Source organism: Anaerohalosphaeraceae bacterium (assembly GCA_037479115.1).
GTDB lineage: Bacteria > Planctomycetota > Phycisphaerae > Sedimentisphaerales > Anaerohalosphaeraceae > JAHDQI01.
Genome location: JBBFLK010000006.1, coordinates 28686 through 52021, shown reverse-complemented (window position 1 = coordinate 52021; position 23336 = coordinate 28686). Strand labels below are relative to the sequence as shown.

Here is a 23336-nt window from a genome sequence, read left to right as displayed (position 1 = left end):
AGTTTATGAAATTCGATAAGTTTACACTCAAGGCACAGGAAGCATTGGCGACATCCCAGCAGGTGGCGATGGCCCGTTCGCATACGGTTCTTTCGCCGCTGCATCTTCTTTTTGCGCTGCTTTCGGATGAAGAGGGGATGGTGCCTTTGATTTTGAAGAAAATCGGCAGCCGGACTGAACGAATCCGGCAAATGACGGAAAGTGAAATGAATCGTCTGCCGAAAGGCAAGGTCTCCGGACAGATTCTGCCGGATTCGGCCTATCAGCAGATTATCCTCGATGCGCAAAACCGAGCCGACCGGATGGGGGATGAATATCTGAGCACGGAACATCTTCTGCTCTCATTGGCGGATATTCAGAGTGATGCCAAAGAGATTTTGTCCGTGAATTCAATTACCCCTCAAGCCATTGAAAAGGCATTGAAAGAGATTCGAGGGGACCGGAAGGTAACAGACGACAATCCCGAAAGCAAATATCAGGCCCTGGAGCGGTTCGGCATCGATTTGGTTGAGCTGGCCCGTAAGGGCAGGCTGGACCCGGTCATCGGCCGGGATGAGGAGATTCGCCGCTGCATGCAGGTGCTGAATCGGCGAACCAAGAACAACCCGGTCCTGATTGGGGAGCCGGGGGTTGGAAAAACGGCGATTGTAGAGGGACTGGCCCAGCGGATTGTGGCCGGCGATGTACCCGCCGGACTGAAAGACAAACGCATTATTGCCCTGGATATGGGGGCTTTGGTTGCCGGAACCAAGTTCCGCGGAGAGTTTGAAGAGCGGTTCAAAGCGGTGCTCAAAGAAGTTATCGATTCACAGGGCCGCATTATTCTGTTTATTGACGAACTGCATACGATTGTCGGGGCGGGCAGGGCCGAAGGGTCTGTTGATGCCGGCAATCTGCTGAAGCCTTCTTTGGCCCGGGGAGAGCTGCGCTGCATCGGCGCTACGACGCTGGACGAATACCGCAAATACATTGAAAAAGACGCTGCCCTGGAACGGCGTTTTCAGCCGGTAATGGTGGACCCGCCGACGGTTGAAGAAACGATTGCCATTCTGCGGGGGCTCAAGGACCGCTATGATGCCCACCACGGTGTTCGGATTACGGATGCGGCCCTTGTGGCGGCGGCGACACTGTCGAATCGGTATATTTCCGACCGGTTTTTGCCGGATAAAGCCATCGATTTGGTTGATGAGGCCGCTTCCCGTCTGCGGATTGAAAATGACTCCCTGCCTTCTGAACTGGATTCCCTCCGGCGGAAAATTATGCAGCTGGAGATTGAGCGTCAGGCCCTGAAGAAGGAAACAGATGAAACCAGCCGGCGGCAGCTGGATAAAACCGAAAAGCAGCTGGCGGAGCTGAAGGCCCAGGATGCGGAACTGACGGCCCGCTGGGAGTCCGAAAAAGGCGTCATCGAGCGAGTGAAAAAACTCAAGGAGCAGATTGCCGCTGCGCAGGCGGAATTTGAAGAGGCCCAGCGGCGCGGGGACCTGGAAAAAGCGGCACGCCTGAAATACGAGACCATTCTCGGCCTGCGCAAACAGCTTTCAGAGGCGGAAGAGAAACTGGCCAAGGCGAACGGCTCTTCAATGATTCGCAACGAAGTAACGGAAGAACATATCGCTCAGGTGGTCAGCAAATGGACAGGCATTCCGGTTTCCCGTCTGATGGCCGGACAGCGTCAGCGTCTGATGAAAATGGAGGAGGAAATCCGGCAGCGCGTCGTCGGACAGGAAGAGGCGGTTTCGGCCATCTGCAATGCCGTCCGGCGCAACCGTGCCGGACTGGGAGACCCGAACCGGCCGATCGGGGTTTTCCTGTTCCTGGGGCCCACGGGGGTCGGAAAAACCGAGCTGGCCAAAGCGCTGGCGGAGTTTCTGTTCAATGACCCCAACAGCATGATTCGGATTGACATGAGCGAGTTTATGGAGCCGCATTCGGTGGCCCGCCTGATTGGGGCTCCGCCCGGGTATGTCGGGTATGAAGAGGGCGGACGGCTGACAGAGGCCGTGCGGCGAAAACCCTATTCGGTTGTGCTGCTGGATGAAATCGAAAAGGCTCATCCGGATGTCTTTAATGTGCTGCTGCAGGTCTTTGATGACGGGCGTCTGACGGATGGAAAAGGCCGAACGGTCGATTTCAAGAATACCGTGATAATTATGACCAGCAATTTTGCCAGCCAGCAGATTCTGCAGCTGACGGAAGAGCAGGGGGCGGATTGGGAGATTGAGGCCCATGTCAAAGAAGCCCTCAAGAAGCACTTTAAGCCGGAGTTTCTGAACCGGATTGATGAGATTATCATCTTCCATATGCTCCGTCGGGAGCATCTGAAGCAGATTGTGGATATTCAGCTGCGGTATCTGGCCGAACGGCTCAAAGGCCGGAATCTGGAGGTGGAATTTACGGAGGCCGCCAAGCAGCTGCTGATGGATGAGGGCTACGAGCCGTCTTTCGGGGCTCGCCCGCTCAAACGGGTGATTCAGCAACGTCTGGAAAACCCGCTGGCGGCGGAGTTGATTGCGGGCAAATTTAATGAAGGAGACAAAATCCGCATCGACGCTGACGGCCGTCATTTCCGGTTTGAGAAAATCGCCGCGGCGGCGTAGCCGGTCAGGGCAGCAGGATGATTTTCCCAAGATGGGCGGATTCGAGAATTTGCCGATGGGCCTTCGGCGCTTCTTCCAGAGGCAGCCGCGAGGCAATGACCGGTTTGATTTTGCCCTGAATTAGCGCCTTTTCAATGCCCGCATAAATCTCGTGTGATTCTTCGGCGGAGGCATTCATCAGCATCAGACCGTGAAGATTGAGTTCTTTGGACATGGCCTTTCGGGGGTCGATTTCGATGCGTCCGCGGGAACCGATAATCACCAGCCGGCCGCCTTTGGCCATGATTTCCATATCCCGGTCCAGATTGACGTTGGCCAGCATTTCCAGCACAATGTCCACCCCGCCGGTCAGGTCGAGAATTTTCTCAAAATGGCCGGGGTCATTGTGGTCAAAAACGTATTGAGCCCCCTGTTGGAGAACCAGCTGCCGGCCCTCTTCCGTACCGGCTGTTCCAATCACCTGCAGGCCGGCCGAAACGGCTAACTGAACCGCCGCAATGCCCACTCCGCCGCTGGCTCCGTGAATCAGAACCCATTGGCCGCTGACTGCCCGGGCTCGCTGAAACAGGGCCCGCCAGGCCGTCCCGTATGGAATGCCGAGGGCGGCCCCCTCTTCGAAGGAGACGGTGTCCGGAAGGGGATGAAGGTGTTTGGGCAGACAGAGGGCCTGCTGGGCATAGGTGCCGCTCAGGGAGCCCGACGTATAAACCCGCCGGCCGGGTTGCAAGGGACCGGCCTCTGAGCCGACCTCCAGCACGACCCCCGCCGCATCAAAGCCCGGAGTAAAGGGGAGTTCTTTCTTTACGGGGTAATTTCCGGAGCGGATATAGGTATCGACTGGATTGACGCCGACGGCTTTAACCTCAATCAGAATCTGTCCGGAGGCAGGCTTTAGAGGGCTCACCTCTTCCGTCTGCATTACTTCCGGAGGTCCAAATTGGTGAATTCGAACGGCTTTCACAGCAGAAAAGATATAACAGAACCATTTCTTTTTGCAATTTTTTTTGCGGGCCGCGATGTTTATCAACCCTAATTTCTTACGATTTCAAGAATTAGAGCACGGCAAAATGAGGGATTTTGCAGACAATTTGAAATTGATTGTTTAAAAAATTATACAAATATGTTAGAAAACTCCTGATGAAAAGTCGTTTACTATACAGAAACGGCAATAGAAAGGAGACATTATGGTGCTCGGCAGAAAACTCAGGATGGGAATGGTCGGCGGGGGACCGGGAGCATTTATTGGGGAGGTTCATCGCAAGGCGGCCAGAATGGATGGTCAAATCGAATTGGTGGGAGGTGCTTTTGATATCAATCCTGAAAAATCCAAGCAGATGAGCAAAGTGCTCTATTTAGACCCGAAACGCTGCTACAGCTGCTATCAGGAAATGATCGAGCAGGAGCTGAAGCTGCCGGAGGGGGAGCGGATGGATTTTGTCGCGATTACCACACCCAACAACTGGCATTATCCTATCGCTCGCGATTTGCTGGAGGCCGGATTTCATGTGATGTGTGAAAAGCCGATGACAATTTCGGTTCAGGAGGCCCGCAGTCTGGTGCAGATTGTTCAAAAGACCAAGCGGGTTTTTGGTCTGATGCACAACTATACCGGCTATCCGATGGTCAAATTAGCTCGGGATATGGTTAAAAACGGCGAACTGGGCAAAATACGCAAGATTATTGTGCAGTATCCGCAGGGCTGGCTGGCCACGGCGCTGGAGCGCACAGGACAGCAGCAGGCCTCCTGGCGAACCGATCCCAAGCAGAGCGGCGGAAGCGGCTGCGGCGGCGACATCGGAACCCATGCCGAAAATCTTTCGGAATACATTACGGGTCTGAAAATGACCCATTTGTGTGCGGAACTGACGACCTTTGTTAAGGGGCGGAAACTGGATGATGACGTCAACTGTCTGGTGAAATTTAACAACGGGGCCAAAGGGGTTCTCCATGCCAGCCAGATTTCCGTCGGCGAGGAAAATAACCTGGCCATCTGGATTTATGGCGAGAAGGGCGGTCTGGAATGGCATCAGGAGCATCCCAACTATCTGTATGTTAAACCGATGGGCAAGCCGATGCAGGTCTGGAAGCGGGGCAATGACTATGTGGCCGCCTACAGTCCCGCCGCCGCCCGGGCGACACGCCTTCCGTTTGGGCATCCGGAGGCCTTTATCGAGGCCTTTGCCAATATTTACTGCAACTTTGCGGATGCGGTCCGGGCCAGAATGGAAGGACGCAAACCGGACCCGCTGGCCCTCGATTTCCCGGATGTCCATGACGGACTTCGCGGAATGCTGTTTTTGGATACGCTTCTGGCCAGTGCGAAAAGCAAACAAAAATGGACCCCGTTTAAGAAATAGGACAGGAGAGCGGACCTATGGCACGAGCTGTAACGATTTTCACAGGGCAGTGGGCGGATTTGCCGCTGGAAAAACTGGCTGAAATTATGGCCGGGTTTGGATATGACGGACTGGAACTGGCCTGCTGGGGCGACCATCTGGACGTCTGGAAGGCGGCGGAAGATAGCTCCTACTGCAAAAAACAGAGGGCCATCCTTGAAAAGCACAAACTGCAGCTGTTTGCCATCAGCAACCATTTGGCGGGCCAGCTGGTTTGCGACCTGAACAATGACAGCCGTTCCGATGCTTTTGCTCCGGCGGACTGTGCGGGCAATCCGGAAAAGAAACGGGCCTGGGCGGTTGAAACGATGAAGAAAACCGCCAAAGCCGCTCAAAATATGGGGGTAAAAGTGGTCAACGGCTTTACCGGCTCGTCAATTTGGCATCTGCTGTACAGCTTCCCGCCCGTTACGGAACAAATGATTGAGGACGGCTTCAAATATTTTGCCAAGATGTGGAATCCGATTCTGGATGAGTTCGACAAATGCGGGGTGAAGTTTGCCCTCGAAGTGCATCCGACGGAAATCGCCTTTGACATTTACACGGCCAGGCGGGCCCTGGAGGCAATCGGCCATCGGGAGACATTCGGGTTTAACTTTGACCCCAGTCATCTCCACTGGCAGATGGTCAATCCGGTTTGTTTTCTGAAGGAGTTCGGCGACCGGATTTATCATGTGCATATGAAGGATGCCGCTCTGCAGCTGGACGGCCGGAGCGGCATTCTCAGCTCGCATCTGAATTTCGGAGACCCGCGGCGGGGTTGGGATTTCCGTTCCCTGGGACATGGGGGCATTAATTTTGAGGAAATTATTCGAACGCTCAACCAAATCGGCTACCAGGGGCCGCTGTCCGTCGAATGGGAAGACAGCGGGATGGATCGAATGCACGGGGCAAAAGAAGCGTGTGCATTTGTGAAAAAGATTGATTTTGCTCCTTCGAAGGTGGCCTTCGATGCGGCCTTCGACCGGACCTGACTGGGTTCAAGCAGAAAGGATTTTATGAGCGGTTCTGCCATAAACCGCCGGGATTTTCTCCGGAATGCGGGGATAGCGGCGGCGGGGGTGATTGGTTTTCCTTATTGGATACGTCCGTCTGCACTGGGACGTCAGGGGGCTGTTTCACCCGGCAATCGCATTACCGTCGGCTGTGTCGGAATGGGCTGGCAGGGCGAGGCCAACCTGCGGGCGTTTCTGGCCGAATCCGACTGCCGGGTTGTTGCGGTCTGCGATATTGACCGAAACCATCTTGAACAAGCCCGAAGACAGGTAAATCGGTACTACAGCAATGAGGACTGCAAGACCTATACCGATTATCGCGAAATGATGGCCGATCCAACTATAGATGCCGTGATGCTGGCCCTGCCGGACCATTGGCATGCGCTGGCTGCCGTGGCAGCCGCCCGTGCCGGCAAGGATATTTACGGCGAGAAACCCCTTACGCACACCCTCCGGGAAGGGCGGATTCTCTGCGATACGGTGCAGCGGTACGGCGTCATCTGGCAGACGGGCAGCTGGCAGCGGGCGGAATCCAATTTCCGTTTTGCCTGTGAACTGATACGAAACGGCCGCATCGGCAAAATCCATATGGTCGAAGTGGGGCTGCCCTCCGGCCATCGGGATTTCGCCGGCACCCAGGGTCAGGAAACGATGGGGCCGCCCCCGCCCCAGCTGGATTATGAAACCTGGCTGGGGCCCGCTCCGTGGGCTCCGTATTGTCCGGCCCGGGTTCATAAAAACTGGCGATGGATTTATGATTACGGCGGCGGACAATTGATGGACTGGGTCGGTCATCACGTGGACATTGCACATTGGGGGCTGAATCTGGACCATGCATCCCCGATTGAAATCGAAGGCAGCGGCGAGTTTCCCAAAGATGGGTTGTGGAATACGGCGACCCGCTATCGGCTCACCGCCAAATATGCCGAAGGATTTGAGATGATTATCGCCGGCGGGCATGATGACATCCGCATGGGGACTCGGTGGATTGGAACGGACGGCTGGGTCTGGGTGACTCGGGGACAGCTGGATGCTCATCCGAAACGTCTGCTGCAGGAGCAATTCGGCCCTTCGGAAGTGCATCTGCCTCGAGCGGCCAATCATGTTCGCAATTTTCTGGACTGTGTGAAAAGCCGGCGACAAACGCTGGCCCCCTGTGAAACGGCGCACCGTTCCGCCACCCCCGGCCATTTGGGGCAGGTTGCCATGCTTTTGGGAAGAAAAATTCGATTTGACCCTAAGACGGAAAAGATATTGAATGATGAAACCGCCGACCGTATGCTCAGCCATTCGTATCGGAGTCCATGGTCGCTTTAAGGAAAATCGAAGATGAAAGAGTCAAAACCGTTCAGCCGAAGAGCGTTTCTGAAGACCTGCGGAGCTGCAGCGGGAATGATTGCTTTTCCCTATGTGATTCGTCCTTCCGCCCTCGGCAAGTTCGGCACCGTGGCCCCGAGCAATCGAATTGCGATGGGGGTTATCGGATGCGGGGCGATGGGAACCGGGAACGCCCAAACGTTTCTCTACAATTTTCCCCAGGTACAGTTTGTCGCGGTTTGTGACGTGGATTTGCGGCGGGCCCGAACCCTCAAGGAGGAAATCGACCGCAAGTACGGAAATGAAGACTGCGCGGTGTACGGCGATTTTCGACAACTGATTGCCCGCGGAGATTTGGATGCTGTCTGCCATGCCGTGCCTGACCATTGGCATGCGCCGATTTCCATTGCCTGTGCGCAGGCCGGTTTGGATATGTACGGCGAAAAGCCGCTGGCTCGAACGATTCAGGAAGGACGCGCGATTTGTGAGGCGGTCCGGCGATACGAAATCATCTGGCAGACGGGCAGCTGGCAGCGCTCGCTGGCCAATTTCCATCGGGCCTGCGAGCTGGTCCGGAACGGACGCATCGGCAAGGTCTCGTATGTGGAGGTGGGGCTGCCGGATGGAAACCCCAACAGCCCTTCCTTTCGGCCTCTGCCCGTGCCGAACGGGTTTGATTATGAGATGTGGCTGGGACCGGCTCCCTGGCGGCCCTATCAGGATTTCGGACACGGCAGTGTCCATTGGGATTGGCGCTGGATTATGGACTATTCCGGCGGGCAGTTGACCGACTGGGCGGGACATCACATTGATATTGCCCATTGGGGACTTGGATTGGACCTGACAGGTCCCTGTGAGGTCGAAGGGCAGGGCAAATACTATCAGGACGGCATTTATGATACCCCCTACGAATATGAGTTCGTGTGCCGATACGAGAACGGACTGCAGATGAAGGTGGCCAACGCCTCCCGTCTGCCGAAAGGGATGGGGACGGTCTGGTACGGTGAGCACGGCTGGATACACGTGGACCGCGGCGATGTTCTGAGGGCATCTGACCCAAAAATTCTTCGGGAAAAAATCGGACCGAACGAAACACGTCTGTTTTTCAGCCCCTCCGGTCATCACGGCAATTTTATTGACTGCATCAAAAGCCGGGGCAGGACGGCGGCACCGGCGGAAATCGCGCACCGCTCGATTACCGTTGGTTTGTTGGGGGAGATTGCGATGCTTCTGGGCCGCAAAATCAAGTGGGACCCCAAAACGGAAACGATTTTGAATGACCCGCAGGCCTCCCGTCTGCTCGGCCGTTCGATGCGAAGCCCCTGGCATCTGTAGAAAGGAATGAATCCTATGAGAAAAAATTTCTGGATGCTGAATTTCGGAATTCTGGCTGTTCTGTCGAATGTGTGCATGAGTGCCTCACTGGACGCAGCGGGGCTTCGGACTCTTCTGGAGCAGTCTCGGCAGTATGACTTCGGTCAAAGCCGGCGTGTTCTGACGGATATCGAGAATCAGATTCAAGCGGTTTATGATTCGCCGGAGGAGCTGGAAAAGGCTGAATCGGTTTTGCTGGAGATGCTCCAGTCGGATTGTTCGTTTGCTCTGAAAGATTTTATCTGCCGGCAGCTGAGTGTTATCGGCTCGGCCCGGTCTGTTCCGGTGCTGGCGGGACTTTTGAAAGACCCAAAGACCGCAGCGCTGGCTCAGTATGCCCTGGTTCGGATTCCTGATGCGCAGGCCGATAAGGTGCTGATGGAGCATCTGGCGTCTTCGGAGGCTTCTGTCCGGATTGGCCTGCTGACGTCGCTGGGACTTCGCAGGACCGGCACAGCCGTGGAAGCGATTGCTCCTTTTGCGGCGGATGAAAATCGGGTAGTAGCGGAGGCGGCCCTGTCGGCTTTGGGACAAATTGCAACCCCTGAGGCTGCCGCTGCCATAGAAAAACAGATGGACAAGATTCTCCCGGATTTAAAGCCCAGAGCATATGATGCCTTGTTAGCCTGCGGAGAAAATCTGCTCAAATCGGGTAAAACAGCGGAATCATCGCTGCTCTTTCAGAAGATTTATGCCAAAAAGGATTTGTCCGGACTGCTTCGTTCAGCGGCCCTGCAGGGGCTTCTGCAGTCTGTTCCGCCGGAGCAGGCGGACCGTCTAATGCTGGAGGGCCTTGAGGATGCAGATGCACAGATTCGGACAGTCTGTCTGCTGTGGGCCTGTCGGCTGAATCGTCCGGCTGTCATTCAGAAAGCCCGACAAATGATGTCTTCTTTGCCGGAATGGCAGCAAATCCAATTTTTGACGGCTTTGGGTGAAACAAAGTCTTCTGCCGCCAAAGAAACGGCCCTGTCTGCTCTTTCCGCTTCGTCACCGGAGGTGGTTTTGGCGGCCCTGGAAGCCTTGTCGGTTGTCGGGGATGCCTCCTGTATTCAGCCCCTGGCACAAACAGCCGCTCAATCGTCGGAACGGCGGATTCGTCAGGCGGCTCAGACGGCTCTGGAACGTCTGCCGGACCCCCAAACGGATGCGGCTATTGCCCAATTGCTTGAAAAGATGGATTTTACGGCGGAAACTCAATCCGCTCAAAGCTATGAACTGATTCTTGCCGCCGGACGCCGGGGGACACGGGAAGCCTTTCCTCTGATTTTGAAAGCCGCCTCGGTCGGCAGCCGTCCCGTCCGTCGGGTGGCGATGGAGTCTCTTTCCGCTCTGGCAGGGCCGGAGGATATTCCGCAGATGACTCATCTGCTTGACAATGCGGATGCAGAGGTTATCCGGCTGCTGGCCGCAGCGGCTTCCAAACAGACCGAACGAACAGGCCGCGCCAAGCCGTTTTTGCCGCTGCTTGCCGGAGCTGGTCCTCAGAAGACCGCCGCTGTTTACCAAATCCTCGGACGTCTGGGCGATCCGGATTCTCTGGAGATTTTGCGGAAAGGGCTTCAGTCGGAGAATACGGACCTTCAGGAGGCGGCTTTTCGTGCCTTGACTGAATGGCCCGGGCCGGAAGTGACAGAGGAAATGAAGCGATGGTCTGCGGAAGGCAAGACCGAGTCGCGCCGCGTTCTGGCCTTCCGGGCGTATGTGAGGATGGTTCGACAGTCGAATCTGCCGATGCCGCAAAAGGCATCGACGCTGGCGGAAGCGATGGGACTGGCGCCTCGGGAAGAGGAAAAGAAAATTGTGCTGGCGTCTTTGGCGGACGTGCCGTCAGAACAGACCCTCAAGGCCGCCGTCGGGTGCTTAACGCAGGAGTCGATTCGTCCGGAGGCCCAGGCTGCTGTTTTGGCGATTTGTCAAAGGATGTCATCCCGACGTCCGGAGCTGTGCCGGGATGCTTTGACAAAGCTGCTTGAATCTTCTCCTCCGGAAGAAATCGCCAAATCCGCTCAGGAAATGCTCAATGCGATGCAAAAATCTCGATAATCCTTTAACGGAGACATCAATATGAAAAAACCAGCAGGGTCGCTCAGCCGGCGGGATTTCCTTCGCGGAGTTGCCGGAACCGCCGCCTTTACAATTGTGCCGTCCTCTGTTCTGGGGGGAGGAACCCGCAAACCTCCCAGTGAGCGGCTGAACATTGCCGGTGTCGGGGTCGGCGGAATGGGAAAAGCCAACCTGATGGCCGTCTGCGACCCCAAAGGCGAAGACCCCTCCCGCGCGGAAAATATCGTGGCTTTGTGTGATGTCGATGAGGCCTATGCCGCGGAGACGTTTTCCCTTTATCCGAAGGCCAAACGCTATAAAGATTTCCGCGTGATGCTCGACGAAATGGGCGACCAAATCGATGCGGTGATTGTGGCGACACCGGACCATACGCATGCGGTCGTGGCGCTGGAGGCGATGAAACGCGGCAAACACGTGTATGTGCAGAAGCCCCTGACGCGCACGGTCTATGAGGCACGCATCCTCACCGAAGCCGCCCGCAAATACGGCGTAGTGACCCAGATGGGCAATCAGGGACACAGCGGAGAAGAAATCCGGCTGATTTGTGAATGGATTTGGGACGGAGCTATCGGTCCGGTGCGGGAGGTGCATGCCTGGACCAATCGGCCGGTCTGGCCGCAGGCCCAGGTTCGTCCGTCGGATACGCCGCCGGTGCCGTCCACACTCGACTGGGATTTGTGGATCGGACCGTCGCCGATGCGGCCGTATCATCCGGTTTATCATCCCTGGGACTGGCGGTCCTGGGTGGATTTCGGCACGGGGGCCCTCGGGGATATGGCCTGTCATGTGATGGACCCGGTGTTCTGGGCCCTGAAGCTGAAATACGCAACCAGTGTTCAGGGCAGTTTTGCCAAAATCTGCGTCGAAAAATGGAAGCATCTGGAGCATCCGGAAACCTATCCGACGGCCTCGATTATTCATTTTGAGTTTCCGGCCCGCGAAGATATGCCGCCGGTTCAGGTGCACTGGTACGACGGCGGACTTTTGCCGCCTCGTCCGGATGAACTGGAGCCGCAGCGGCGGATGGGCGACAGCAGCGGGGGCGTGATTTTTGTCGGGGACAAGGGCAAACTGATGTGCGGCTGTTATGCCAAAGGGCCGCAGCTGATTCCCTATTCAAAAATGAGAGATTACAAACGGCCGGAACGCACGCTGCCTCGCGTGACGACAAGCCATGAGCTGGACTGGGTTCAGGCCTGCAAAGAAGGCCGGCAGCCCAGCGCCAGTTTTGATTATTCCGGACCGTTTACGGAAATGGTTCTGATGGGCAATCTGGCCCTGTTCTATCCCGGGCAGAAACTGCTGTGGGACGGCGAAGCCATGCGGGTGACGAATGTGGAAGAAGCCAATCAATATGTCCGTCAGCCCTATCGGGACGGATGGAAGCTGGAGGTGTAGAAATGAAGCGAACCATTCTCTTGTCGGCGGTCGTATTTATGCTCCATTTGACAGCCCAGTCGCATTCCATGGTGATTCCGGCGGATGTCTATGAGGGCTGGCGGTTCGGGATGCAGGCCTGGACGATGAAGGATAAGACCCTTTTTGAAACCATTGACCAGACGGCTGCATTGGGACTGCGATGGCTGGAGGCCTTTCCCGGACAGCGAATCAGCCCGGAGATTTCCGAGGGATTCGGCCCCGGGATTTCAGCGGAACTGCGAGAAAAGGTTCTCGAGAAACTCCGTCAGACCGGAATCCAGGTCAAGACTTTCGGTGTGTACGGCTTTCCGAGTGAAGAGCCTCAAATGCGGAAAACCTTCGAATTTGCCAAGGCGATGGGGATTGAAGTGATTCTTTCTGAGCCCTCTCTGGACCAATTCGAAGTGCTGGACCGGCTTGCTCAGGAATATCAGATTCGCGTGGCGATTCACAATCACCCTCAGCCGACCCGCTATTGGAATCCGGAAATTGTTTATGCGATTTGTCAGGACCGAAGCCCCTGGATTGGTGCGGCCCCCGACATCGGCCATTGGGTGCGAAGCGGAATCGACCCGGTTGAATGGCTTCAGAAGCTGAGCGGACGAATTTATAATGTTCATCTGAAGGAAATCGATGAGGGCAAAGATTTGATTTGGGGGCAGGGCAAAAACCGCATCGGTGCCGCTCTGGCTCAGCTGCACAGACAAGGGTATCAGGGGCCGCTTATTCTGGAATATGAAAATCACTGGAACGAGGATTACATTCCCCAGCTTCGTCAGTGCATCGCGTTCTATACGCAGGAAGCCGCCCGTCTGGCTTCTGAACGGTGGGCGAACCTCTTTCAGGATGATTTGAGCAATGCGGTTTTCAATCCCGGCAGCTGGACTTACCGGAACGGCGTCCTCAGCCGCAGGGGGAAAGGAGACATCTGGACGCAGGCCAAGTACAGGGATTTTATTCTCGATTTTGATTTCAAGGTCGAGAAAGATACGAACAGCGGCGTCTTTCTGCGTGCGGCCGAACGAACGTGGCTGCCGTGGGTTGAGGTGCAGATTATGGACTCCCACGGCAAACCGATCAACCGGCGTGATACCTGCGGGGCGATTTATGACATCCTGGCTCCGCAGAACAATCCCGTAAATCCGGCCGGCCAGTGGAATCGTATGACCATCATTGCTTCCGGTCCCATTATTCGCGTATTTCTGAATCATCAGCCGATGATTGATATGGACCTGCGGCAGTGGACAACGGCCCGCCAGAATCCGGACGGTTCGTCCAACAAGTTTGATATTGCCTATAAAGACCTGCCGCCGGAAGGATACATCGGTTTTCAGGATCATGATTTTCCGGTTGAATATCGAAATATTAAGATTCGTGAGCTGAACTGAACCAAAAAGGGAGGTAGCTGATTCAGATGAGTCATTCCATCAATCGACGAGAATTTGTGAAAGCGACCGCCGCCATTGGTGCGGGGCTGTTTGTTTCCGGCAAGGCGCTCGGAGCGGACGGGAAAAAAGATGTTCTCAATGTCGCCTTTATCGGAGCGGGTGCTCAGGGGCAGGCCCTTCTGGATGCGGCGATTAAACTGGGACCGGAGGCGAATATCCGTATTCTGGCGATTTGCGACATCTGGGAGCAGGTCAATCTCCGGCGGGTCTCGCGGCGCGTGCAGGCCTACAAGGCCGCCTACGGTCACGAAGGCAGACCGTATGTGGATTATAAGGAAATGCTCGACAAAGAAACGGATTTGGATGCCGTTTTTATCGCCACACCCGATTTCTGGCATGCCGAACAGACGGTGGCCTGCCTGGAAAAGGGACTTCATGTTTATTGTGAAAAAGAGATGAGCAATACGCTCGAGGGAGCCCGACGGATGCTCGAGGCCGCCCGCCGAACCGGCAAACTCCTGCAAATCGGGCATCAGCGCCGAAGCAACCCGCGCTATCGGTACTGCTACGAGAAATACATCCAGGAAGCCAAACTGCTCGGCCGAATTACCACCATCAATGGTCAGTGGAATCGAAGCAAGGCCTCCTGCGAGGACCTGGACTGGCCGGCCGGCTCGGAAATCCCGGAGTCGGTGCTGAATCAGTATGGGTTTAAGAATATGCACCAGTTCCGCAACTGGCGGTGGTTCAAAGGGCTCGGCGGCGGGCCGATTGTGGACCTCGGCTCTCATCAGATTGATATTTACAACTGGTTTTTGGGAACGGCTCCCCGCAGTGTGATGGCCAGCGGCGGCATAGATTACTGGAAAAACCATGAGTGGTACGACAATGTAATGGCCGTCTATGAATATCAGACACCGGAAGGACCGGTGCGGGCTTTCTACCAGACGCTGACGACAAACAGCGCCAACGGCTATTTTGAATCGTTTATGGGGCTTAAAGGAACGCTCGTTATTTCCGAATCAGCCAACCGCGGCAGTCTCTATCGGGAAAGCTGGGTGCCCGAGGAAGAATGGGACCCCTGGGTTGCCAAGGGCTATCTGAAAAAGGCCGAGGGCAGACCCGTTGTGGATAATACCCAAAAAGAAGAAGCGGTTCTGGATGTTCGGGAAGGGACGTTGGCGATGGCGGAATATCGCATCCCGGTCTCGATGAATGTTCCGTATCATCAGCCGCACATCCGCAATTTCCTGGAGGCCATTCGCGGCAACGAAAAGCTGACCTGTCCGGCGGAGGTCGGCTACGAGACGGCCGTAACGGTGCTGAAGGTCAATGAGGCTGTTGAAAAAGCGTGCCGTTTGGAATTTAAACCTGAGGAGTTTTCTGTATAATCAGCCGCCGAACGTGTCTATGAACAGCAACAAGCAGCTCATTCTTAGAGTGTTGGCCGCAGCGGCTGTCGGAACAGCATTCGCCGCAGAACCGGGCGGACGGCTCGGGGACGGCAATGACGCCAACCGAAGCCCTTATGTCCACTGGATTGACCTGCTGGATGAAAAGGGGGTCAAGATTCGTCCTCAGGACAATCCCGCCCGTCCCTTTTCAACGCGGATGACCTGCGGCCAGTGCCATGACTATGAAACCATTGCCTCCGGCTGGCATTTTCCCGGTCCGCAGCCCAAAGACGCGCCGGGACGGCCTGGTCAGCCCTGGGTGCTGCGGGATGTCCGCACCCGCACCCAGATTCCCATCTCCCCACGCGGCTGGAAGGGGACCTTTACGCCGGAGCAGGTTGGATTGAGCGGGTGGGATTATCTGAATGAGTTCGGCACTCATCTGCCCGGCGGCGGCTATGGCGAGGTCCCGGCGGACCCCAAAAATCCTCGTTTGGTGACCCGTCAGGAAATCAGCGGCAAATATGAAATCAACTGTCTGGCCTGTCACAATCGGGACAATCGGCAGGATTTGAATACGGCGGCCCTGCAGGCGGCTCGTCAGAATTACCGCTGGATTGCCGCCGCCTCCAGCGGACTGGCTGTCGTTAACGGAACCGCCTCCGCTCTGTCTGATTTCTTTGACCCGGAATTTGACGAGGGAATTACGACCCATTATCGGGAAGGAATCTTTAACAAGGAAGGCCAGGTCTTTTTTGACATCAGCCGAACTTGTCCGCCTGAACGGTGTTATTTCTGTCATTCCAATCAGAATCTCAAACTCGGAGAATCGGATATCTGGACGGAAGATGAGGATGTCCATCTCAAATCCGGGCTGAGCTGCACGGATTGTCACCGGCACGGACGGGATCACAAAATCAACCGCGGGTATGAAATGAGCGACCCCCGTTTGGCCTCGCTCACCTGCGAGGGCTGTCATCTGGGCACAGCAGCTGTCGAGCCGGATGCAGGTCGGCTGGGGGCTCCCAAGCCGCTCCACCGCGGGATTCCCCCCATCCATTTTGAAAAACTCACCTGTACAGCCTGCCATACAAGCCTTTGGCCTCAGCAGGAGATTGCTCAGTGGCGTACGGCCCGTATGCACAAAATCGGGCTGCACGGCAAGCATTCGATGGACCTGCGGCTGCCCAAGGTGTACGGCCCCGTCTTTCTGAAAGGGCACGACGGCAAAATCGGTCCGCATCGGCTGTTTTGGCCTGCCTATTGGGGATTGCTCGAGGAAGAAAGAGTCCTGCCCCTGCCGCCGGCTGAGGTGCTCAAGGCGGCCGGTTCGGTTCTTGCCGCCGATGCCGAACGAGTCAAGGACTGGCGAGTCCTTACAGAGGAACAAATTGCCGAGGTGCTTCGTCGGCTGGCGCCGTCCGATTCGGCCAAACAGCCGGTCTATATCTGCGGCGGACGACTTTATCGCCTCCAGGCCGATGCACTGGTCAGTACCGACCATCCGGCCGCAGAGCCCTATGCCTGGCCGATTGCTCACGATGTCCGGCCCGCCAAGCAGGCCCTCGGAACACTGGGCTGTGCAGACTGCCACACGACGAATTCGCCGTTCTTTTTTGCTCCTGTGCCGGCGGATTCCCCTATAGCCGGCATGGAGCGGTTTGTTCCAATGGTCCAACTGCAGGGATTGAGCCGCCTGTATGTCTGGGCGTTTAATTTCTCCTTTGTCTTTCGTCCCTGGATGAAAGCGATTTGTCTGTGTGCCTGCGGATTGGTCGCTCTGGTGCTTCTGGCCTATGCCGTGAAGGCGGCGGCCGTCTTGTCGGAAAAGGCCGTGGAGGAACCAAAATGATATTCCGCTGGATTTCACTGCTGGTCTTTGCTGGTCTTCTCGGAGGCATCGGGCTTCATATCCTGCTGTGTTTCTTCCGCCGCAGCGGGCGCTGGACGTTTCGAGACCTTATTCGTACGAAAGTTCACGTCTGCACGCTGCTTTTGCTGGAGCAGAAGCTTTCTCCGTGGGGACGTTTTCGAAAGCTGGTTCTGCTGCTGGCCCTGCTGTCTTTTTCCGTCTTGTTTTTGACGGGGTTCGGTCCGCTGTTTTTCGGCTGCCGTCTGGCCGGCTGGCTGCTGATGATTCACGCAACCTTCGCCCCGATTTTGGCGGTCTGTCTGGCAATTCTGACGTTCGGCTGGGCGGGTGCCATGGTTTTCGAAGGCAGGTCGGATGCCGTTCTCAAAGGCTGTTTTTGGGGTCTGCTGGTTTTCTCGCTGCCGCTGGCACTGAGTATGGTCTTCAGCATGTTCCCCTGGTTCGGCACCGATGGTCAAAAGCTGCTTCTGGACGTCCATCGCTGGTGTGCGTTGGCGTTCGGTTCTTTGGCCTTTCTTTTCCTTTACCTGCTTATCCGCCGTCAAATCGGCATGGAAAATCAAACTAATCCTGTGGAATAAGGAGGTTCGTTATGGTCCAGGCGGTTGCATTATGCTGTGTATTCGGATTAGGAATGTGCTTTTCTCTGCTGGGGTCAATCAGCGTCAAGCTGATGCCGCGGGTCCAGATGGATGCGGGCAAATTCGGCACGCTGATTTCCGGATTCATGTTTGCCTGTCTGGTGGCTTCGCTGGTGGTTGGGGTGGTAACGGATGCCATCGGCTATCAGTGGATTGCAGTGCTCGGGTTTGTTCTGACGGCGGTCTGCATTTTTATCCTGGCCTTTGGGAAAACCTATACCGCCGTTCTCTGGCCGTGTCTGCTGCTGGGATTTGGGGCGATGGCCCTGAATACAGCCGGCAATGTGATGGCGCCGCAGGTGCTTTTTGACGGCAAGGACCCTGCCGCGGCCAGCAATCTGGCGAATGTCTTTTTCGGTCTGGGGCTTTTCCTGACGCCGCTGATTGTCAGTTTCCTGTTTCGAACCGCCGGATATGAAAAGGCCGTGTCTGTCCTTGGTGTGATTGTTCTGCTTCCGGTGCTGATAGCTCTGGCGGCCAAGGGATATCCGGCCAGCAGTGCCAAACTGGATATAGCGGCGGCGGTAAAACTGCTCGGCCAGCCGGCGGTTTTGACGGCCGCTTTTGTTCTGTTTTGCTATATTGCTCTGGAGGCCTCTTTCTGCAACTGGCTTCCCACCTTCGGCAAAGAAGTCATCCAGAAGGAAAACGCCTCGATCGAAGCCGCGGCTGCCGATGCGTTCGGCCAGCAGCTCTTATCCATTTTTGCGATTGCGATGATGGCCGGCCGTTTGGCAACGGGGCTTCTGCCCGCTCGAATCGGGTTTGATTTGACGGCCAACGGCGGATGGGTTATTGCCGCCGCCGCTCTTGTTGCCGCAATCGCCATCTTTCTGATGATGCAGTGTACTCAATCGCTCCATGCGCGGCTTCTGGCGGCTCTGGCCGGCTTGGCGTTTGCTCCGTGTTTTCCGACGACCGTTGGTGTGAGTTTTTCGAAGTTTTCGCCGGACATTCACGGCAGTCTGTTCGGCATTATCTTTGCGGTGGGGCTGGCCGGTGCCGTTATCGTTCCCAAAGCGATGGGCAATGTGGCCAAAGGTGCCTCCATTCAGAAAAGTCTGAAACTGCTGCTGCCTGTCTGCATTGTCTTAATGATTCTGGCGCTGGTTCTTTCCAAAGTGAAAGGCAGTCTGTAAGCATTTCGATGCTGAATGTACTAAACCAGTCGAATTCGTTCAGCCGGCGTTCCTTTCTGAAGGGCGCAGGGGCCTCTGCGCTGGGGTTTCCCTGGATTGCAACGGCGTCTCTTTTCGGCAGGACAGCGCCGTCCAACCGCATTACGCTGGGCTTTATCGGAGTCGGCGGGATGGGGATGGGCAATCTGCGGGGATTTCTGAACCAGCCGGGTACGCAGGTTGCTGCTGTTTGTGATGCAGACCGCCGTCATCTTCAGCAGGGCCTTGCGGAAGCCGGGCTTGGTGCTTCCTGCGGCACAACGGATTTCCGCGAACTGCTGGCTCGGGAGGATATCGATGCCGTCGTTATTTCCACCCCCGACCACTGGCATGTGCCGATGGCGCTGGCGGCCGTCCGAGCAGGCAAAGATGTCTATTGTGAAAAACCGCTGACCCTGACGATTGCCGAAGGGCGGATTCTCTGCGATGCCGTTCAGCGGTACGGTCGGGTTTTCCAAACCGGCTCCCATCAGCGTTCGGATGCCTATTTTCATCGGGCCTGTCAGCTCGTACGCAACGGCCGGATTGGAGACCTGAAAAACATCTATGTCGAGATTCCTCCGAATAACCGTACCTGCCCGCCGCAGTGGTCGCCGGAGCCCGTTCCACCGGAGCTGGATTATGAGTTCTGGCTGGGGCCGGCCCCGTGGGCACCGTACACTTCCCAGCGGTGTCATTACACCTTTCGTTTTATTTCTGATTATTCCGGCGGGCAGCTGACCAACTGGGGGTCTCACCAGATTGACATCGCCCAGTGGGGACACGGGACGGACTATACCGGTCCGGTTTGGGTGGAGGGGACGGGAGAGTTCCCCAAAGAGGGACTGTTTGACACGGCTCTGTCGTATGATTTGGTGTTTACCTATGCGGACGGCGTTCGGCTGTTCTGCCGAACAGGCGGCGGAACCGGAAGTGTCCTGTTCGAAGGAACCCGAGGGAAGATTTTTGTCAGCCGCGAACGGCTGTATTCAGAGCCGGAACATCTTGTCAAATACACGGTTGGCAAAGAGCCGATTCAGCTGTATTATAGCCGCGATCACCGCCGCAATTTTCTGGAGTGCGTTCGAACCCGGAAACAAACGGCGGCGCCGGCGGAAATCGGCCACCGAACGGCTTCCATATGCCATCTGGGAAATATTGCTGCTTCCTTAGGCCGGCCTCTTCAATGGGACCCGGTGAAAGAAGAGTTTGTCGGAGATGAACAGGCCAACCGACTGCGGTTTCGACCCATGCGTTCACCCTGGAATCAGATATAAGATTGATAGGAGAAAAAATAATGAAGAATCTTTTCGTTTTCGGCGGATGCATCTTGTTGACATTGTCGTTTGCCGGTTGCCAGAAAAAAGAACCGCCTGCTCCATCGGCTCCGTCGGAGCCGTCTGCCGCAGCAGCTCCCGCGCAACAGACTGCGGAACCGATACCGTCTGTGCCGGCGGCAGTTCCGGCCGCAAAGGAAGCGGAAAAACTGGTCCCGATTCCTTTAACGCTGCCTAAACCGCAGTTTGTGGGTACGCCGGAAAACATCGCCGGCGTCCGAAATCTGGAAAAACCGCTGGGGGCACCGCGTCCGCCGTTTTTGGCACCGGAAGGGACAGCTTTGATTTCCCGAGGCAAGCCCGTCACCGGGTCCGACCCGGAACCCATCCTCGGGTCCTATGCGATGATTACGGACGGCGACAAGGAAGCCCACGACGGCAGTCTGGTTGAGCTGGGCCCGTTTACCCAGTGGGTTCAGGTGGATCTGGAGAAGGAATACGAAATTTATGCCATTGTTTTCTGGCAGTATCATAAGACCGAACGGGTTTATTATGATGTGATTGTTCAGGTCAGCAGCGACCCGGATTTCATCACGGGCGTGGTAACCCTGTTTAACAATGACGATGACAATTCGAGCGGTCTGGGCGTCGGGAAAGACAAGAACTTTGTCGGGACATCGGAAGGAAAACTGATTGATGCCAAAGGGACCCGGGCCCGTTATGTTCGGATTTACAGCAGCGGCAACAACCAGAATGATATGAATCATTTCATCGAAATAGAGGTCTTCGGCAGAAGCCCGCGATGAGGCGTTCTTTTTATCTCGGCTGTGCAGTGCTGGCCGCGGCAGCAGCGGTTCGTTTCCCGTTTTTATCTGTCCGCCCGATGCACACAGACGAAGCGGTTCAAGCGGTCAAACTCGGGCATCTTCTGGAGACCGGCCTGTATGAGTATGAGCCGCTCGAGTATCACGGGCCGACCCTGTATTATTTCACGTGGCTGGGTGCCCGGCTGGCAGGCGTTCATACGCTAAACGGACTGACGGAAGGTCTTCTGCGGGGTACCACCGCTCTGGCTGGTTTGGGAGTAATCCTGACTGTCTGGCTGATGGCTCCGTGCATCGGCAGGAGGGCCGCTTTGTTTGCTTCCGTTCTGCTGGCATTTTCGCCCGCATTTGTCTATTACAGCGGCTATTTCATTCATGAGATATGGCTGGTTCTGTTTCTGGGGTGTTTTTTAGGGGGACTTTGCCGTTATTGGGATAAACCCTGTCTCGGCTGGGCGGTTTGGACGGGGCTTTCGGCGGGGTTGATGTTGGCGACGAAAGAAACGGCCGTCCTGTCCTTTGCTGCGGCGGCCTTGGCCTTTCTCCTTATATGGGGACGTCCTGCCGGAAAAAGGGTGTTTTCTCATGCGGCGGCGGCTTTGGCTGCGTTTCTGTTTGTCTGGATTCTGTTCTTTTCCAGCTTCGGAACGCATGGACGGGGGTTGGCGGATTCTCTTCAAAGTTTCTGGCTGTATCCGGCTCATGCGGCTTCCAAAACGGCGCATTTTCACCCCTGGTGGTACTATCTGGACTTGTTAACTTGGGTAGAGTTTTTTGAGCCGCCTGTCTGGAATGAGGATGGGATTGTGGCTTTGGCTCTGCTGGGGGCTGGTATTGTTTGGGCAGACCGGCGAAAAGGGGCAGGAAACCCTTTTGTTTCCTTTTTGGTGCTTTTTTCGGTGATATTAACGCTTTTTTACTCTGCCATTCCTTATAAGACGCCGTGGAATGCGTTGTCTTTTCTGTATGGAATGACGCTGCCGGCCGGATTAGCGGCTGACCGGTTTCTGCAATGGGCCTCCGGTCCCGGTCCGCGGCGTTTTGCGGCGGCTGTTCTGCTGATTTTCGGCCTCATCAGTCCGGTGGTTCAGAGTGTGTGTCTGATGACAAAATATGCGACAAGTCCTTCAAATCCATATGTTTACGGCCACACAAGCCCTGACATTTTTTCGATGTTTCAAAAGGTGCAGCAGGTTGCGGAATATTCCGGGGAAGGGCAGCGGCTTTATATCCAAATTTTTGCAGAAAACAATGATTACTGGCCGTGGCCGTGGTATCTTCGCTCGTTTCCTTTCGTTGGTTATTTCAGCGAGGTCGAACCGTCGATGCCGGCCGCTGCTTTGATTTTGGCCGATGCACGGATGGAACCGGAGATTTTGAAATATTTGTATGAAACCCCTCCGCCCGGACAGCGGCATATGTACCTTCCGCTTTTTGATGCACCGGTCTATTTGCGGCCTTCTCTCGAATGGAGAGGATACATACGAAAAGATTTGCTGGATTTGGTGCAGGCGGGCAAATCCGTCTCTGAAACAAAGAGGGCCCGATGAAACCGTTTCATTTCTGTCATCGTGCGATGGCGACGGAATTTGAACTGTTTATCGAGCATCCGGGCTCTGCCTATGCTGCAAACGCCGCTCGTGCAGCCTTTGATGAACTGGACCGACTGGAATCGCTTTTAAGCCGGTTTCTGCCTAACAGCGACATCTCCCGGATTAATTCCGCACAAAAAGGACAATCGGTGATTGTTTCTCCGGAAACCATAGAATGTCTTCAGTCTGCCGTACAGATTCACCATCTGACCGGAGGACTCTTTGATTGTACGGTGGGAGGATTGGTCGATTTATGGAAAGCAACGACGCCTTCGGAAACTGAGATTCGGAACCGACTGTCTTCGATTGGGATGCATCGGCTGGAAATCCGTCCGGAGGAGATGTCCGTCCGAGTGCTTTCGGATGGAATTCGGCTGGATTTGGGGGGACTTGGAAAAGGATTTGCCGTCCGAAAAATGGCCGATGTGCTTGGTGAATGGCAGATTCAAAAAGTCCTGATTCACGGCGGAACCAGTACCATCCTGGCGATGGATGCGCCGTCAGGACAGGCGGGCTGGCCCGTCCGTCTGACCAATCCGTTTACGCAAAAAGAGATTCGGACTCTCCAGATGCGAAACGAAGCGCTAAGCTGCTCCGGTCTTCGGCGGGGAACCGACATGATTCGTCCGGTTACCGGTCAGGCAATTCAAGACAAATCGGCAGTTTGGGTAAAAGGGGAAGACTCGGCTGTCTGTGATGGGATTTCGACGGCTCTTATGGTGATGACCTGGGAGGAAATAGAGCGGTTCAGTCGTGAAAACCCTTCGCTGGGGATCCTGATTCTTCTGAAAGAAAAGCCGACCGAAAACCCCCTTCAATTCGGTCCCTGGTAGGAAGGTGTCATTTTTCTGCAAGTTCTGCAAGGAATTGGATAGGCAGGTTCGCCAATACTTTCAGAAATCTTTGTTGATACGGCCTCCAAAATGTGGATAATTCGGAAATAATTTAAGGCGTCTCACAAAAAGTCCGGATTCCCGCCTTTTGCCTTCGCTAAAGTTGCGGAAGACAGGTTTTGGGAATGA

At 55.5% G+C, this 23336-nt stretch carries 17 protein-coding genes; 16 read left to right on the top strand and 1 reads right to left on the bottom strand.

All coding sequences use genetic code 11. The features are described from left to right. The first annotated feature begins 5 nt into the window (after positions 1–5). Positions 6–2600 (top strand): ATP-dependent chaperone ClpB, encoded by a 2595-nt coding sequence (gene clpB / locus WHS88_04395; protein ID MEJ5259412.1) that lies wholly within the window; start codon positions 6–8, stop codon positions 2598–2600. A gap of 4 nt (positions 2601–2604) precedes the next feature. On the opposite strand, the gene WHS88_04390 is transcribed toward clpB, so the two are convergent. Next, a complete protein-coding gene (locus WHS88_04390) occupies positions 2605–3519 on the bottom strand; it encodes an NADPH:quinone reductase (protein ID MEJ5259411.1) in 915 nt (304 codons plus the stop codon). A gap of 265 nt (positions 3520–3784) precedes the next feature. Between WHS88_04390 and WHS88_04385 the strand changes: the two genes are divergently transcribed. The 15 genes from WHS88_04385 (at position 3785) to WHS88_04315 (ending at position 23147) form a co-directional block, all read left to right on the top strand. Further along, positions 3785–4957, top strand: coding sequence for a Gfo/Idh/MocA family oxidoreductase (locus WHS88_04385; GenBank protein MEJ5259410.1), 1173 nt, complete (start codon positions 3785–3787; stop codon positions 4955–4957). Between the two features lie 17 nt (positions 4958–4974). Next, entirely contained in the window at positions 4975–5970 is a 996-nt protein-coding gene (locus WHS88_04380) for a sugar phosphate isomerase/epimerase (GenBank protein ID MEJ5259409.1), read from the top strand. Between the two features lie 24 nt (positions 5971–5994). Then, positions 5995–7308 carry a Gfo/Idh/MocA family oxidoreductase gene (locus WHS88_04375; protein ID MEJ5259408.1) on the top strand — a complete coding sequence of 438 codons (1314 nt, stop codon included), beginning with the start codon at positions 5995–5997 and terminating at the stop codon, positions 7306–7308. Between the two features lie 12 nt (positions 7309–7320). Continuing rightward, complete coding sequence (locus tag WHS88_04370; protein MEJ5259407.1) at positions 7321–8643, top strand: Gfo/Idh/MocA family oxidoreductase; 1323 nt, start codon at positions 7321–7323, stop codon at positions 8641–8643. 15 nt (positions 8644–8658) lie between these two features. Continuing rightward, complete coding sequence (locus tag WHS88_04365) at positions 8659–10728, top strand: HEAT repeat domain-containing protein (protein MEJ5259406.1); 2070 nt, start codon at positions 8659–8661, stop codon at positions 10726–10728. Positions 10729–10749: 21 nt separating this feature from the next. Beyond that, positions 10750–12147 carry a Gfo/Idh/MocA family oxidoreductase gene (locus WHS88_04360; protein MEJ5259405.1) on the top strand — a complete coding sequence of 466 codons (1398 nt, stop codon included), beginning with the start codon at positions 10750–10752 and terminating at the stop codon, positions 12145–12147. 2 nt (positions 12148–12149) lie between these two features. Next, on the top strand, positions 12150–13556 hold the full coding sequence (locus tag WHS88_04355) for a family 16 glycoside hydrolase (protein ID MEJ5259404.1): 1407 nt from the start codon (positions 12150–12152) through the stop codon (positions 13554–13556). A 26-nt stretch (positions 13557–13582) separates the two neighbouring features. Then, entirely contained in the window at positions 13583–14947 is a 1365-nt protein-coding gene (locus tag WHS88_04350) for a Gfo/Idh/MocA family oxidoreductase (GenBank protein MEJ5259403.1), read from the top strand. Between the two features lie 19 nt (positions 14948–14966). Then, positions 14967–16802, top strand: coding sequence for a cytochrome c3 family protein (locus WHS88_04345; GenBank protein ID MEJ5259402.1), 1836 nt, complete (start codon positions 14967–14969; stop codon positions 16800–16802). Continuing rightward, entirely contained in the window at positions 16799–17404 is a 606-nt protein-coding gene (locus WHS88_04340; GenBank protein ID MEJ5259401.1) for a hypothetical protein, read from the top strand. The genes WHS88_04345 and WHS88_04340 overlap by 4 nt, the downstream gene beginning before the upstream one ends. Positions 17405–17415: 11 nt before the next feature. Beyond that, entirely contained in the window at positions 17416–18603 is a 1188-nt protein-coding gene (locus tag WHS88_04335; GenBank protein MEJ5259400.1) for an MFS transporter, read from the top strand. An 8-nt stretch (positions 18604–18611) separates the two neighbouring features. Next, on the top strand, positions 18612–19898 hold the full coding sequence (locus tag WHS88_04330) for a Gfo/Idh/MocA family oxidoreductase (GenBank protein MEJ5259399.1): 1287 nt from the start codon (positions 18612–18614) through the stop codon (positions 19896–19898). 170 nt (positions 19899–20068) lie between these two features. Then, the gene (locus WHS88_04325) at positions 20069–20704 is read left to right on the top strand and encodes a discoidin domain-containing protein (GenBank protein ID MEJ5259398.1); all 636 of its coding nucleotides are present in this window, start codon (positions 20069–20071) and stop codon (positions 20702–20704) included. Beyond that, on the top strand, positions 20701–22272 hold the full coding sequence (locus tag WHS88_04320; protein MEJ5259397.1) for a flippase activity-associated protein Agl23: 1572 nt from the start codon (positions 20701–20703) through the stop codon (positions 22270–22272). The genes WHS88_04325 and WHS88_04320 overlap by 4 nt, the downstream gene beginning before the upstream one ends. Then, positions 22269–23147, top strand: coding sequence for an FAD:protein FMN transferase (locus WHS88_04315; GenBank protein MEJ5259396.1), 879 nt, complete (start codon positions 22269–22271; stop codon positions 23145–23147). Before WHS88_04320 ends, WHS88_04315 begins: the two co-directional genes overlap by 4 nt. The last annotated feature ends 189 nt before the right edge of the window (positions 23148–23336 follow it).

Bases quoted from the DNA above. Each gene is read 5' to 3' on its own strand.
- clpB (MEJ5259412.1), top strand. From the start codon at position 6: ATGAAATTCGATAAGTTTACACTCAAGGCACAGGAAGCATTGGCGACA.
- WHS88_04390 (MEJ5259411.1), bottom strand. From the start codon at position 3,519: ATGCAGACGGAAGAGGTGAGCCCTCTAAAGCCTGCCTCCGGACAGATT.
- WHS88_04385 (MEJ5259410.1), top strand. From the start codon at position 3,785: ATGGTGCTCGGCAGAAAACTCAGGATGGGAATGGTCGGCGGGGGACCG.
- WHS88_04380 (MEJ5259409.1), top strand. From the start codon at position 4,975: ATGGCACGAGCTGTAACGATTTTCACAGGGCAGTGGGCGGATTTGCCG.
- WHS88_04375 (MEJ5259408.1), top strand. From the start codon at position 5,995: ATGAGCGGTTCTGCCATAAACCGCCGGGATTTTCTCCGGAATGCGGGG.
- WHS88_04370 (MEJ5259407.1), top strand. From the start codon at position 7,321: ATGAAAGAGTCAAAACCGTTCAGCCGAAGAGCGTTTCTGAAGACCTGC.
- WHS88_04365 (MEJ5259406.1), top strand. From the start codon at position 8,659: ATGAGAAAAAATTTCTGGATGCTGAATTTCGGAATTCTGGCTGTTCTG.
- WHS88_04360 (MEJ5259405.1), top strand. From the start codon at position 10,750: ATGAAAAAACCAGCAGGGTCGCTCAGCCGGCGGGATTTCCTTCGCGGA.
- WHS88_04355 (MEJ5259404.1), top strand. From the start codon at position 12,150: ATGAAGCGAACCATTCTCTTGTCGGCGGTCGTATTTATGCTCCATTTG.
- WHS88_04350 (MEJ5259403.1), top strand. From the start codon at position 13,583: ATGAGTCATTCCATCAATCGACGAGAATTTGTGAAAGCGACCGCCGCC.
- WHS88_04345 (MEJ5259402.1), top strand. From the start codon at position 14,967: ATGAACAGCAACAAGCAGCTCATTCTTAGAGTGTTGGCCGCAGCGGCT.
- WHS88_04340 (MEJ5259401.1), top strand. From the start codon at position 16,799: ATGATATTCCGCTGGATTTCACTGCTGGTCTTTGCTGGTCTTCTCGGA.
- WHS88_04335 (MEJ5259400.1), top strand. From the start codon at position 17,416: ATGGTCCAGGCGGTTGCATTATGCTGTGTATTCGGATTAGGAATGTGC.
- WHS88_04330 (MEJ5259399.1), top strand. From the start codon at position 18,612: ATGCTGAATGTACTAAACCAGTCGAATTCGTTCAGCCGGCGTTCCTTT.
- WHS88_04320 (MEJ5259397.1), top strand. From the start codon at position 20,701: ATGAGGCGTTCTTTTTATCTCGGCTGTGCAGTGCTGGCCGCGGCAGCA.
- WHS88_04315 (MEJ5259396.1), top strand. From the start codon at position 22,269: ATGAAACCGTTTCATTTCTGTCATCGTGCGATGGCGACGGAATTTGAA.